This is a genomic window from Lysobacter terrestris, assembly GCF_014489475.1.
In the GTDB taxonomy this organism is placed as follows: domain Bacteria; phylum Pseudomonadota; class Gammaproteobacteria; order Xanthomonadales; family Xanthomonadaceae; genus Agrilutibacter; species Agrilutibacter terrestris.
In genome coordinates this window covers 2160546-2174004 of record NZ_CP060820.1, presented here as the reverse complement: position 1 = coordinate 2174004, position 13459 = coordinate 2160546, and the positions used below count along the sequence as shown (strand labels likewise).

The following is a 13459-nucleotide window of genomic DNA, read 5'->3' as shown; positions in this document are numbered from 1 at the left end:
GACGCCCGCCCACGAGCCGGGACGCGCTTTCGGCCGCCCGCCCGGAGCCGCGACGCCGGTCGGTTGCCCGCACCAACCGCCACCGCTACCCTGCGGCGACTTCACGCCATCACACCGGCACCAGGGGAATTCAGTGGAAGCACTTGCGCGCGTCGCCTTCGGCCTGTTCGGCCTGGCCGTCCTGATCGGGCTGGCCTGGCTGTTCTCCAACAACAAGAAATCGGTCGACTGGAAACTGGTCGGCACCGGCGTGACCCTGCAGATCGCCTTCGCCGCCCTGGTGCTGCTGGTGCCCGGCGGCAAGGACGTGTTCGACGCGCTCGGCCGCGGCTTCGTCAAGCTGCTCGAATTCACCGGCGTCGGCACGCAGCTGATCTTCGGCGACCTGTCGCAACCGGCGAAGTTCGGCTTCATCTTCGCCTTCCAGGTGTTGCCGACCATCATCTTCTTCGCCGCGCTGATGGGCATGCTCTACCACCTGGGCGTGATGCAGTGGATCGTGCGCGGCATGGCCTGGGCGATCACCAAGGTGATGCGCGTGTCGGGCGCGGAAACCACCAGCGTCTGCGCCAGCGTGTTCATCGGCCAGACCGAGGCGCCGCTGACGATCCGCCCCTACCTGAGCCGCATGACCCAGTCGGAACTGCTGACGATCATGGTCGGCGGCATGGCCCACATCGCCGGCGGCGTGCTCGCCGCCTATGTCGGGATGCTCAGCGGCGGCGATCCGGTGCAGGGCGCCTACTACGCCAAGCACCTGCTGACCGCGTCGATCATGGCCGCGCCGGCGACGCTGGTCATCTCCAAGATCCTGATGCCGGAAATCGGCGAACCGCTGACCCGCGGCAAGGTGAAGATGGAAGTGGAGAAGACCACGGCCAACGTCATCGATGCGGCGGCCGCGGGCGCGAGCGACGGCCTGCGCCTGGCGCTGAACGTCGGCGCGATGCTGCTCGCCTTCACCGCGCTGATCGCGCTGATCAACTGGCCGCTGCGCGAACTGGGCGAAGCCACCGGCATCGCCGCCGCGCTCGGCAAGCCGACCGACCTCGGCACGCTGCTGGGCTACGTCCTCGCCCCGATCGCCTGGGTGATCGGCGTGCCGTGGCAGGACGCGACCACCGTGGGCGGGCTGATCGGGCAGAAGATCGTGCTCAACGAATTCATCGCCTACCTGCAGCTATCGGACATCATCAACGGCAAGACCCCGGGCGTCGTGCTGACCGAGCAGGGCAAGCTGATCGCGACCTACGCACTGTGCGGCTTCGCCAACTTCAGCTCGATCGCGATCCAGATCGGCGGTATCGGCGGCCTCGCCCCGGAACGCCGCCACGACCTCGCCCGCCTCGGCCTGAAGGCCGTGCTCGGCGGCTCGATCGCCACGTTCATGACCGCCACCATCGCCGGCGTGCTGACCAGCTTCGGCGGCTGATCGCGCAGTACCGGATCACCGGGAACGGGCCGCACTGCGGCCCGTTTTTCTTTGCCCGCGTCTCAATCCCGGCGACCGCGTGCAGGCATGCTGGCCATCGCCGCCGACAACGTGTCCGTTGCGGTGGCGTTCTTCACGTTGCAGGAAGTGGACGCCTGCTATCCCGGCGTCGCTGGTGAAGGATCTCGACGGATCGACGCAGGGAGACGCACATGGGCACCGCACCCCGCAGGACCGCGGCCGACAGGCGCCTAGTCGCCGACGCCGCCTGGAGCGAATTCGCACGCGCACTGGAGATCGACGAAGCCACCCTGCGTGCGGTGGCGGAGGTGGAATCCAACGGCGACGGCTTCCTGCCCGCCCCCTCCGACAGGCCGAAGGTGCTGTTCGAAGGCCACGCCTTCCACCGCCTCACCGGCGGGCGCTACGACCGCGAGCATCCCGACCTGAGTTATCCGAAGTGGAACCGGCGCAAGTACGCCGGCACCCTGGCCGGCGAATGGCGGCGCCTGGACGCCGCCTGCCGGCTCGACCGCATCGCCGCGCTGCAGTCGGCGAGCTGGGGGTTGTTCCAGATCATGGGCTTCAACTACCCCTACTGCGGCTGCGCCGATGTCGAGGCGTTCGTGGCGCAGCAGTACGAGGGCGCCACCCGGCAACTGGCGCTGATGGTGAAGTTCGTGTCGCGCCCGCCGTTCCTGCCGGCGCTGCGCAGCCACAACTGGAAGGCCTTCGCGCGCGCCTACAACGGCCCGGGGTTCGCCACGCACGGTTACGACACGCGTCTGGCCGCGGCGCAGGCGCGCTGGGCGGCGACGCTGTCCGCAGCGGCACCACGCAAGGCGGCCGCGGGCAAGGCATCGGCGTTGCCGCCGGGCCGCGACGGCTTCACGCGCATCGTCGAGATCCGCCGCGAGAATCCACGCCGCCGCAACGTCCGCCCCGACGCGGTCGACCTGCGCGACTGGGAATACCGCCCCAGCATCGCCATCGCGCCACGCGACGCGCTGATGCCGCACGATCCCAAGCCAGTGAAGCAACAGGGCCAGACCAACGCCTGCACCGGCTTCGCCCTGGCGACGGTGATCGAGTACCTGCTCGATCGCGCGCAGCGGCCGGTCGAGCTGATGTCCGGCTTCATGCTCTACAGCATGGCCCGGCGCTACGACGAATGGGCCGAGGAAGGCGACGAGACCGACAGCGGCTCGTCGCTGCGCGGCGCGCTCAAAGGCTGGGCGCACCACGGCGCGAGCGCCGAACGCCTGTGGCGCGGCCTGTCGATGCCGCGCGCGACCAACGACGAATCCGACTGGTGGCTGGATGCGGTGAAGCGGCCGCTGGGTGCGTACTACCGCATCGACCCGAAGAACATCCGCGACATGCACGTCGCCCTGGCCGAAGTCGGCGCGGTCTACGCCAGCGCCTACACCCACACCGGCTGGGATGCGCTGCTGCAGGACCAGCGCTCACCGGCACCGGCGTCCATCGCCGAAGTGCCGCTGCTGCAGGCCGGCACCGGCGCGCGCGACCAGGGCCACGCCTTCGCCATCGTCGGCTACACCTGCGACGGCTTCATCGTGCAGAACTCGTGGGGACCGGCGTGGGGCCGCGGCGGCTTCGCGGTGCTGCCCTACGGCGACTGGCTGGCGAATGCGATGGACTGCTGGGTGGTGCAGCTGGGCGCGGTCACCACCGACCACGAACGCGTGGCGCGCGCGCCGTCGTTGCGCACCGATCCCGCCGGCACGGTGGTGGTCTCGCGCGATGCCACCCTCGCCTACCACGAGATCTCGCCGTTCGTGATCGACATGGAGAACGAAGGCCGGCTCAGCGAACGCGGCCGCTTCCGCACCTCGCCCGACGACCTGCGCCTGCTGATCGAACACCACCTGCCGCACGCCGCCGCGCTGTGGGGCGCCGGCGGCACGGGCCACCTCGACATCGCGCTGTACGCGCACGGCGGCCTGACCAGCGAGGACGCCGCGGCGGAAACCGCGCGCGCGTGGATCCCGTACCTGTATTCGAACCGCATCTTCCCGATCTTCCTGATGTGGGAAACCGGCGCCTTCCAGACGCTCGGCAACATCTTCGAGGACGCAGTGCGCGGCGAGGCGGAGAAGACCGGCGGCGAGCGCTGGAACCGCTTCAAGGACGAACTGCGAGAGTGGTGGAACGAACGCCTGGAGGGCCTCGCGCGCCTGCCCGGCCGACTGCTGTGGAACGAGATGAAGGACAACGCGCGCGACATCTCGCAGGCGCGCGAGGCCGGCGTGGTGCAACTGCTGGCACTGCTGCGCAAGGCATCGACGCAGGGCACGCTGCCGCCGCTGCGCCTGCACCTGATCGGCCACTCGGCCGGTTCCATCGTGCAGGCGCACCTGGGCGCGGCCGCGCTGAAGCAGGGCTTCACCGTGTCCTCGCTCAGCCTGCTGGCTGCGGCGGTGCGGCTGGACGAATTCGACCGTCACCTCGGCGCCGCGATCGCCGGCCGCAGGATTCCCGTGCTGCTGGCCAACCTCACCGACGCCGCCGAACGCGCCGACGACACCTGCAAGCCGTACGGGCACTCGCTGCTGTACCTGGTCTCGCGCTCGTTCGAGGGCCACAAGGAAACGCCGATCCTGGGCATGGAAAAGCACCTGGTGCCCGCCCTGCCCACGCATGCCTGGGGCGGGCAGGTGCAGCAGCTGCGCTGCCCCGGTGCCAGCTGGCGGCCCGGCGATGCGGCCACGCGCGCCACCACCCACGGCGGCCTGGACAACGACACCGCCGTGCGCGCGGCGGTGGCCGCGTTCATCCACGACGCGTAGGGCACGCCGCCGCGCCGGCAGTGCGTCGGGGCGCCGCCCGTACAATGGCCGCATGCGGATCGGCCCCCACGACATCAGCCCGCGCGTCATCCTCGCCCCCATGGCGGGGGTGACCGACAAGCCCTTCCGGGTGCTGTGCAAGCGCCTGGGCGCGGGCCTGTGCGTGTCGGAGATGACCACGTCGGATCCGCGCTTCTGGAACACCGCGAAGTCGCGCCACCGCATGGACCACGACGGCGAGCCCGCGCCGATCAGCGTGCAGATCGCCGGCACCGTGCCCGAGGTGATGGCCGACGCCGCGCGCTACAACGTCGACCACGGCGCGCAGATCATCGACATCAACATGGGCTGCCCGGCGAAGAAGGTCTGCAACGCCTGGGCCGGCTCCGCGCTGATGCGCGACGAAGCGCTGGTCGCGCGCATCCTCGACGCGGTGGTCGCCGCGGCGAATGTGCCGGTGACGCTGAAGATCCGCACCGGCTGGGCCGCCGACCAGCGCAATGCCCTCGCCATCGCGCGCATCGCCGAAACCGCGGGCATCGCCGCGCTCGCCATCCACGGCCGCACCCGCGACCAGCAATACACCGGCGTCGCCGAGTACGACACCATCGCCGAGATCAAGTCGCACCTGTCCATCCCGGTGATGGCCAACGGCGACATCGACTCGCCGCAGAAGGCCGCGGCGGTGCTCGCGGCGACCGGCGTCGACGCGGTCATGGTCGGGCGCGCGGCGCAGGGCCGGCCGTGGATCTTCCGCGAGATCGCGCACCACCTCGCGACCGGCGAACTGCTGCCGGAACCGGCGTTGGCCGAAGTGCGCGACATCCTGCTCGCGCACCTCGAACACCTGCACGCGTTCTACGGCGAACAGGCCGGCGTGCGCATCGCGCGCAAGCACCTGGGTTGGTACGCGAAGGACCGTCCCGAACACTCCGATGAACAGCGGGCGGCTTTCCGCGCCGTCGTCAACCGCGCGGAAAGCGCCGAGGCGCAACTGCGACTGACCCGCGACTACTTCGATGCCCTGGTGGCGGGCGTGGCGCCGGCGCTTCCGGCCGCGGCCTGACGCCGCATCGACCGCGACATTTTTCGTGCCATGTGGCGAGGCACATGACCATGGTCATGTACCGGGAAAGTCGCAACTGAAACGAATTTCTGCTTCCCGCGAAAACGCGGCGCCGGCATTGATCGTTCTTGTCGCGTTGATGCGCGCCAGCCGCGTCGCGCACACCCTCCTTCCTGCCATTTTCGCGCCAGGCATGACCATGGTCATGCCTCAAAAAAGTAGCAACTGAAACGAACTGCGCATTCCGCGCGGAAACATGCCGCTGCATTGATCGTTCTTGCCGCATCGATGTGCGCGCATTGTCGTGACGACCATGAGCCTTGTTCCCGGGGCCAGAAGTAATAACGTCGAATGGGCGATGTAATCGCATCGCGCAATTGGTGAATTACGCAGTACGGGACTGTCCCCCTTGCGACATTCCGCCGCATCGGTCCCGGGCGTTCCACGTCGAGGCTGCACATCGACGTTGCACTCAACTGGAGGCTACCCATGAACATCCGGCTCGCACTACTCACGGCCGCCTTGATGGCCGTTTCCGCCCCGGCACTGGCCGGTGACGATCCCTGCAAGCAGCTGGCCCAGGAGACCGGGCTCAGCGAACGCAAGGTCAACATGATCCTCGGCACCCGCACCTCGTTCGCCGAGTACACCTACACCTACCAGCGCAGCGTCGACAAGCTGCGTCGGGCGATCGGCGAAGGCCGTTACGACCAGCTCATGACCCACGGCGAGCTGATCGCGGCATCCCCCGACACCAAGGCCCGCGCACTGCTTGCGGCCCTCGAGGAAAACCGCAGTAACAGGAACACCCCGTAACGACACTCCGTAACCAGGAGCATCACCTCCAGGACTCACGGCTCGACAGCCCGGCCAGCCTCCACGCGAGCTGCCGGACGTGACTGCGATGTGGGCGGCGCCTTCCAGATGCGCCGCCACATCGCATCGAGCCGGCGCCGCGCCTCCCATGGCCAGCGCAACTGCTGCGGTGGAATCTCCTTCCAGCTCCCGCCTTCGCGCGCGGCCACCGCAAAGCGGAACGAATAGTCCGGTTCCGCCCCCATCCGCAGGTCGGACAGCACCAGCACGGCGCCGCTGCGCTGCGCCTTGACGAAGCCGTGGTTGAACCACAGCAGCCGGCCCACGGCCGCGTACCTGCGCACGGCCGCCAGCGCCGCGGCATCGCTGTGATACGCGACGAACCGCATCGGCCCGTGGTCCGCCACCAGCGAACGCTCGCCCTCGACGAATCCATCCGGGGTCATGGCGACCACGCGCCACAGCAGGATGTTGAACGGCATCGGCACCGAGAACCGCGGCGCGTCCTGCAGCCCGCGTTGCGCCAGCGCGCGCCCGGCCTCGCGTTCGACCCGGTGCTTGGCCAGCTGCGACAGGCCCAGGTACGCCAGCGCCAACGCCAGTCCCGCGATCAGCGCGCGCTGCGCCAGCAGGCGTTCGCGCGCGATCCAGGCGACCACGCACGGAACCGCGAGGCACAGGCTGAACAGTGGGTCGATGATGAAGAGGCTGGACCACATCATCGGCGGCAGCGGCAGCGGCCACAGCAGCTGCGTGCCGTAGACGGTGAACGCGTCCAGCAGCGGATGCGACAGCAGCGCGCACTGGAAGATCCAGAACCAGCGCGTCGGCGCCTGCGCCACGCGGCCGCCGCGCCGGCGGAACCAGGCCCACAGGGCCCAGCCGACCAACGGCAGCAGGAACAGCGAATGCGTGGCGCCGCGATGCCAGACCATGCGGATGACCGGGTCGTCGCTGAGCAGCAGCGGCAGCACGTCGAGGTCGGGCAGGCTGTTGAGCGCGGCGCCGGCCAGCAGTGCGGCGCGCCGCTGCGAGGCAGGCGCGAGTGCGGCGGCAATCGCACCGCCGACGAACAGATGGGTGATCGAATCCATGCCGCGATGCTACCGAGGGGCGACCGGCAAGACGAGCCGCCGGCCGGCGTAATTTCGCGCGCGAACCGACGTTAGTAATGCGTGAGTCGCCTCACCCGATCCGGTAATGGCATCGCGCGCCCGCGCGGCATCTGCTGGACGCATTGCCAGGACGGCGCAGGTCACTGCACTGGGAGCGGCAATGGCACGATTCGCAACGACCCGCTGGAGCCTGATCCTCGACGCCCGCGAACCGCGGTCGTCGCGCCGCGCGCTGGAAGAAATCTGCCGCACCTACCGCACCCCGGTGCTCGCCTACGTATGCCGCCACGGCTATTCGCGCACCGATGCGGAGGACCTCACCCAGGAGTTCTTCACCCGCTTCCTGGAAGGGCGCTGGGATGCCGTCGCCGATCCCGCGCGCGGGCATTTCCGCGCCTACCTGCTGGTGGCGATCCGCCGCTTCCTGATCAGCGCGGACGAGGCCGCCAACACCCTCAAGCGTGGCGGCGGCGTGCGCCGGATTGCCGGCGACGACGAACTGGAACGGCTGGAAGCGCCCCATGGCGAGAGCCCCGAGCGCGTGTTTCAGCGCACCTGGGCGATGACCGTGCTCGATCGAAGCTACGCGCGCCTGCGCGACGAGGCCCACCGCGCCGGCCGGCAGCAGCTGTTCGAGCAGCTCAGTCCCTACCTCGCCGAGCGGCCAGCGGTCGACGACTACCAGCGCATGAGCAACGCGCTCGGAATGCGCGCCAACACCATCGCGGTCGCCGTGCATCGCCTGCGCGCGCGCCTGCGCGAACTGGTGCGCGAGGAAGTGGCCGACACGTGCAGCAGCCCTGAGGAAGTGGAGGCGGAACTGCATGACCTGCGCGACACGCTCAAGCACATCGACGACTGAGGCGGAGCCGCGGCCGTGAAGCCGCAGGATCCGGGCCGGCGCGCGCCGCCGTCGATGCACGGCGTCGCCCGCGTGGCCTTCAACCTGTCGACGCTGCGCACCGACGGCAGAATCAAGCGAGCCGCCGCCACGGGGCGCCACGACGACGACGCGCCGGTCCTCGACCTCGACGATCCCGAGCAGCGCAGCTTCGGCGACTTCGAGCTGATCGAACGCATCGGCGAGGGTGGCATGGGCTCGGTCTATCACGCCCGCCAGGCCTCGCTCGATCGCGATGTCGCGCTGAAGTTGTTGTCGGCCGGCCCGTGGGCGTCGGACGACTTCATCGCGATGTTCAAGTACGAGGCGCAGAGCGCGGCGCGCCTGCACCACCCCAACATCGTCGGCGTGTACGCGATCGGCGAGCAGGAAGGGCTGATCTACTACGCGATGGAACTGGTGCGCGGCGAAACCCTGGACCGCTGCCTCGATCGCGAGCACGCGTTGTCGCCGAAGGACGCCGCGGTGCTGACCCGCACCATCGCCGAAGCGGTGGATTACGCGCACCGCCTGGGCGTGCTGCACCTCGACCTGAAGCCGTCGAACATCCTGCTCGACCGCGCCGGCACGCCGAAGATCGCCGACTTCGGCCTCGCCCGCCGGCTCGGCCGCGGCCTGAGCGTGGAGAACCAGCACGTGCTCGGCACGCCCAGCTACATGGCGCCGGAGCAGACCGACGCGCAGCACGGCGTGCTCACTCCCGCCACCGACGTGTGGGGGCTGGGCACGATCCTGTACGAATGCGTGGCCGGCTCGCCGCCGTTCCTGGCGCCGACCGCGGCCGAGACGCTGCGACTGGTGCGCGAGGGCCGCGTGCGCAAGCTCAGCCGCAGCGCCGACGTGCACCGCGACCTGGAAGCGATCTGCGCGAAATGCCTGGCACGGTCGCCGCAGCAGCGCTACGTCACCGCGCGCGCGCTCGCCGACGACCTCGGCCGCTACCTCGAAGGACGCCCGGTGCGCGCGCGCCCGCTCAACGTGTGGCAGCGCTTCGGCCACTGGATGCGACGCGATCCCGCGCTCGCCTTCGCGGTGGCCGGCGCGGGCGTCGCCCTGGTCGCCGGCATCGCCGCCACGTCGTTGCAGTGGCGCCGCGCCGAGCGCAACGCCACCGCCGCGCGCGAGGTCAACCGCTTCATCAACGACGACCTGCTGGCGATCGCCGACCCGTATCGCGTCGACCGCGACATGGCCGGTCTGCTTACGCGCGCCGAGGCGCGCCTCGACGCAAGCTTCGCCGACCAGCCCGCGGCGCGCGCGCAGATCGGCCTGTCGATCGGTCGCGCCTGGCTCGGCCAGGGCCACTGGCAGGCGGCGCGGACGCGGTTGGAACGCACGTACCTGGACGCGCGCAACGCGCTCGGGCCGACCCATCCGCAAACCCTGGAAGCCGCCGAGTACCTCGCCCTGGCGCTGACCTCCGATGCGCAGTACCAGCGCGCGGAAGAGGTGTACCGCACCCTGCTGCCGACCCTGGAACAGCAGGCGGGCCGCACCAGCGCGCGCACGCTGCGGGTGCGCCGCGCGCACGCGATGATGCTGTACGAAACCGACCAGTTCGAACCCGCCCTGCGCGAACTGCAGGCGGTGCGCAACGACTCGATGCAGGCGCCGGAAGCGCTCGCCGAGATCGATACCACGCTGGCGGAGCTGTACACCGAAACCAACCGCTGGGACGAGGCCATGGCCGCGCTGGAGAACGCGCTGCTGCGCTCGCGCCAGCAACTGGGCGCGAACCACCCCGAATACCTGTGGCGGCTGGTGTCGCTGGGCGACATGCTGATGATGCGCGGCGACTGGGAAGAAGCCGACGCGCTGTTCGCCCACGTCCACGAAGGCCTGGTCGAAACCATCGGCGACAGCCACCCGCGCACGCTGACGGCGGTGCACTACCTGGGGCTGGTGCGGCTGGAGCGCGGCGAGCCGGCGAAGGCGCTGCCGCTGCTGCAGCAGGCCCTGCGCGAGCGCATCCGCGTGCAGGGCGCCGACCACAAGTGGACGCACTACTCGATGAACCGCGTCGCCGAGGCCTACGTCGAGCTGGACCGCCCCGATGCGGCGATCCCGCTGCTGCGGCAGGCGCTGGAGTCGGTCGATCGCACCGGCCGTCGCCGCCAGGCCTACGTCATCCTGCTGCTCGACACGATGGGCCGCGCCTACCTGCGCAAGCAGGAGCCCGCGCAGGCCGAGCCGTATCTTCGCGAAGGCCTGGAACTCGCCCGCAGCACCCTGCCCGGCAACAACGTCCGCCGCGGCATCATCGAACGCAGCATGGGCCAGCTGCGCGCGCAGCAGGGCCGTTACGCCGAAGCCCGCGCGCACTACGCGGTGGCCGAACGCATCTTCGACGAAGGCTGGGGGCCGCGGCACCCGTGGGTGCGCGACGTCCGCGCGCGCATGGCGAAACTGCCCGCGCACGATCGCGGCGACGGCGCGAAACGCGTGGCCGATGCGCGACCGGACGACGATCGAGCGGCAAGGGGCAAACACCCGGGCATGACGCGGTGATTGCATCCGCTCACGTGCGCAGTCCGATCGGGATGACGCGCAGTCAAGCGAGCCGTCGGGATGATCCACATCGCCTTCCGGAACAGCACGTCATTGCATGCTGCGGCTGCGACGCTTACGCAACCCGTGGCAAGTCTGCCGCCGCCAGGGCCGCGCGCGGCCGCGGCGGCAGCTGTGCCAGCGTCTCGCCCGCGTGCGTCAGCAGGCGCAGGGTGCCGTCGGGATCCTCGGCGAGCGCGGTCAGGCTCTCGACCCAGTCGCCGTCGTTGGCGTAGACGCAGCCGTCGCGCTCGAACAACGCCGCGCGGTGGATGTGCCCGCAGACGATGCCGTCGACGCCGCGCCGCTGCGCATCATCGAGCCCCGCCTGCACGAAGCGGGCGATGTAGCGTTCGGCAGCGCCGCTCTGGCGCTTGAGGAACTCGGCCAGCGACCAGTAACGCAGGCCCAGGCGCTGGCGCACCGCATTCACCACGCGGTTGCCGGTGAGGATGCGGTAGTACAGCCAGTCGCCGAACTTCTCCTGCAGGCTGCCGAAGTGCGTCACCGCGTCGTAGTCGTCGCCGTGCACCACCAGCAGGCGGCGGCCGTCGGCAGTGACGTGGATGGTGCGGCGGCGGATCGTCATGCGCGGCAGCGCCAGTCCGCAGAAGCGGCGCACCGGACGGTCGTGATTGCCGGGCACGTAGACGATTTCGGTGCCGGCGCGGCGCAGCACATGCAGCGCCTCGAGCACGCGGTTGTGCGCGTCCTTCCACGTCGCCCGCCGCGACGCCAGCCACCACAGGTCGACGATGTCGCCGACCAGGTAGAGCCGGTCGCAGCGCAGCGTCGCCAGGAAGTCGGCCAGCTCCGCGGCATGGCAGTGCTTGGAGCCCAGGTGCACGTCGGACACGAAGACCGCGCGCCGGCGCGGGGCCAGCGTCGCGATCGGCGCGTTCATTCCGTCACCTCGACAGCGCGCGTCTCTGCCGCGACGAGGTAGCGCTCGCGCTTCTTCGCGCGCAGGCGCTGAAGGTCGACTTCGATCAACCCGTCGACCGAGTCGCTGAAGGCGGGATCCACGCCGAACGCAAGGAAGCGCGCGCCGCCGGGTTCGCACAGGTCGGTGTACTGCTTGTACAGCATCGGCAGGGTGGCGCCGAGCGCGTCGAGGTTGTTGCGCAGCACGCGGAACGCCATTGCCGCATCGAGGTCATCGCCGAAACGCGGCGGCGCGGCGCGATAGGCGAACGGCTGCTTCGAGGCCGCGCAGCGCTCGCAGCTGCCGTAATAACGCGCGTAATAGGCGACGATCTGCTCGCGCGCCTCGATCGGCAATGCCGCGCTGATCGAGACCGGGCCGAACAGATAACGCACGTCCGGATGCCGCAGCAGGTACGCGCCGATGCCCTGCCACAGGTAGTCGATGCTGCGGCTGCCCCAGTACTCGGGCGCGACGAAGCTGCGGCCCAGCTCCATGCCTTCGCGCATGCGCGGCAACGCGTCGTCGGCGTAGTCGAACAGGGACGCGGTGTAGAAGCCGGCCAGGCCGCGCTCGGGCAGCACCGCGGCGCCGCGCGCGAGGCGATAGGCGCCGGCGATCCTTCCCGCCGCCGCGTCCCATAGCACGATGTGTTCGTACCAGCTGTCGTACAGGTCGACGTCGAGGCGCAGGCCGGTCCCCTCGCCCACCGCGCGGAAGGTCAGTTCGCGCAGGCGGCCGATCTCGCGCAACAGCGGCGCGCCGGCGGCGAGGCGGCCGACGCGGATCTGCTTGCCGTCGAAGGTCTGGCCGAGCAGCTCCATCGCCTCCACGCCGGCGCGCACCTGCGCCGGATCGACCGCGTCGACCAACGCCTCCGGCCCGATCGGTGCGACGCGTTCGCGCGGGGTACCGATGGCATGCAGTTCGCGGCGGACCTGGCGCAACAGGTTGGTCGGCTTGCCGTCGGCCGGCAACCGCAGCGGGTGGCCGATGCGCAGGGCGATGCGGCGCGCGCCGCGCGCGAACATCTCGCGCGCCAGCAGCGCGGTGCCGGCCGGCTTGAACAGGGCGGACGCGCCGTAGAACAGCGCCGAATTGCGCGTTTCCACGCGCACCGGCAACACCGGCGTGGCCGTGGCGCGGGCGAAACGCAGGAAGCCGCGGCGCCAGCGCCCGTCGGTGACGCCGCGCAGGCCCAGCCGCGCGACCTCGCCGGCCGGGAACACGATCACGCAGACTTCGTCGCGCAGCGCCTGCTCGACGGCGTGCAGGCTCTCGGCGCCGGGCCGGCCGCCGACGATGCGGATCGGCAGCAGCAACCCCGAGAGCGGCTCCAGCGCCGAGAGCAGGTCGTTGGCGATGATCCTCACGTCGCGGCGCACCTGGCCCACCGCGTCGAGCAGGGCCAGCGCGTCCAGCGCGCCGGAAGGATGGTTGGCGACGATCAGCAGGCGGCCGCTGGCCGGAATGCGGCGCAGCTCGGCGGCGTCGGCGACATAGCGGGCCTGCAGGAAATCCAGCGCGCCGCGCACGAACTCGAAGTCGCGCAGGTGGCCGCTGCGGGCGAGGAAGCCGGCGATGGCGTCGAACCTCGACCAGCGCCCGATCGCCCGCAGCAGCGGCTGCGCCAGCCTGGCGCGGCGGCCGCGGAACCAGTGCGGGAATCGCTGTTGAAGCTGCTGCTCGAACTTCTGCATCGCCGTGCCCCCTTTCGGCCGGCAGCCTGGGGGCGCGATGCGACAGGCAGGCTGCGGGACGGCGACAGGGATGTGACAGCAACGGAACGTACTGTTTCTGGCGCCTCAGCCGTTCTTCGAGCGGGCCACGCCAGGACTTGCGCGGCC

At 70.3% G+C, this 13459-nt stretch carries 10 protein-coding genes; 6 read left to right on the top strand and 4 right to left on the bottom strand.

Annotation, left to right across the window (positions count from 1 at the left end):
- Positions 1 to 133 precede the first annotated feature (133 nt).
- From H8B22_RS09945 to dusB, 3 genes are all read left to right on the top strand, one after another.
- Positions 134 to 1432, top strand: coding sequence for a NupC/NupG family nucleoside CNT transporter (locus H8B22_RS09945; protein ID WP_187711274.1), 1299 nt, complete (start codon positions 134 to 136; stop codon positions 1430 to 1432).
- 212 nt (positions 1433 to 1644) lie between these two features.
- Positions 1645 to 4242 (top strand): N-acetylmuramidase domain-containing protein, encoded by a 2598-nt coding sequence (locus tag H8B22_RS14760; protein ID WP_208456887.1) that lies wholly within the window; start codon positions 1645 to 1647, stop codon positions 4240 to 4242.
- Positions 4243 to 4294: 52 nt separating this feature from the next.
- Complete coding sequence (dusB, locus tag H8B22_RS09935; protein WP_187711273.1) at positions 4295 to 5308, top strand: tRNA dihydrouridine synthase DusB; 1014 nt, start codon at positions 4295 to 4297, stop codon at positions 5306 to 5308.
- A 54-nt stretch (positions 5309 to 5362) separates the two neighbouring features.
- On the opposite strand, the gene H8B22_RS09930 is transcribed toward dusB, so the two are convergent.
- Entirely contained in the window at positions 5363 to 5515 is a 153-nt protein-coding gene (locus H8B22_RS09930; RefSeq protein WP_187711272.1) for a hypothetical protein, read from the bottom strand.
- 282 nt (positions 5516 to 5797) lie between these two features.
- Between H8B22_RS09930 and H8B22_RS09925 the strand changes: the two genes are divergently transcribed.
- Positions 5798 to 6124: a hypothetical protein gene (locus tag H8B22_RS09925; protein ID WP_187711271.1), complete on the top strand. Its 327-nt coding sequence runs from the start codon at positions 5798 to 5800 to the stop codon at positions 6122 to 6124.
- Between the two features lie 35 nt (positions 6125 to 6159).
- Here the strand turns inward: H8B22_RS09925 and H8B22_RS09920 are convergent, their stop codons facing one another.
- Positions 6160 to 7218, bottom strand: a complete 1059-nt coding sequence (locus H8B22_RS09920) for a metal-dependent hydrolase (protein WP_187711270.1) — start codon at positions 7216 to 7218, stop codon at positions 6160 to 6162.
- A gap of 181 nt (positions 7219 to 7399) precedes the next feature.
- On the opposite strand from H8B22_RS09920, the gene H8B22_RS09915 reads away from it, so the two are divergent.
- Together H8B22_RS09915 and H8B22_RS09910 are read left to right on the top strand one after the other, a co-directional pair.
- Positions 7400 to 8101: an RNA polymerase sigma factor gene (locus H8B22_RS09915; protein ID WP_187711269.1), complete on the top strand. Its 702-nt coding sequence runs from the start codon at positions 7400 to 7402 to the stop codon at positions 8099 to 8101.
- A gap of 15 nt (positions 8102 to 8116) precedes the next feature.
- Entirely contained in the window at positions 8117 to 10648 is a 2532-nt protein-coding gene (locus tag H8B22_RS09910; RefSeq protein ID WP_187711268.1) for a serine/threonine-protein kinase, read from the top strand.
- A gap of 115 nt (positions 10649 to 10763) precedes the next feature.
- Here the strand turns inward: H8B22_RS09910 and H8B22_RS09905 are convergent, their stop codons facing one another.
- Together H8B22_RS09905 and H8B22_RS09900 are read right to left on the bottom strand one after the other, a co-directional pair.
- Positions 10764 to 11591 (bottom strand): UDP-2,3-diacylglucosamine diphosphatase, encoded by an 828-nt coding sequence (locus tag H8B22_RS09905; protein WP_187711267.1) that lies wholly within the window; start codon positions 11589 to 11591, stop codon positions 10764 to 10766.
- Positions 11588 to 13312 carry a lysophospholipid acyltransferase family protein gene (locus tag H8B22_RS09900; protein ID WP_187711266.1) on the bottom strand — a complete coding sequence of 575 codons (1725 nt, stop codon included), beginning with the start codon at positions 13310 to 13312 and terminating at the stop codon, positions 11588 to 11590. The genes H8B22_RS09905 and H8B22_RS09900 overlap by 4 nt, the downstream gene beginning before the upstream one ends.
- Positions 13313 to 13459: the final 147 nt, after the last annotated feature.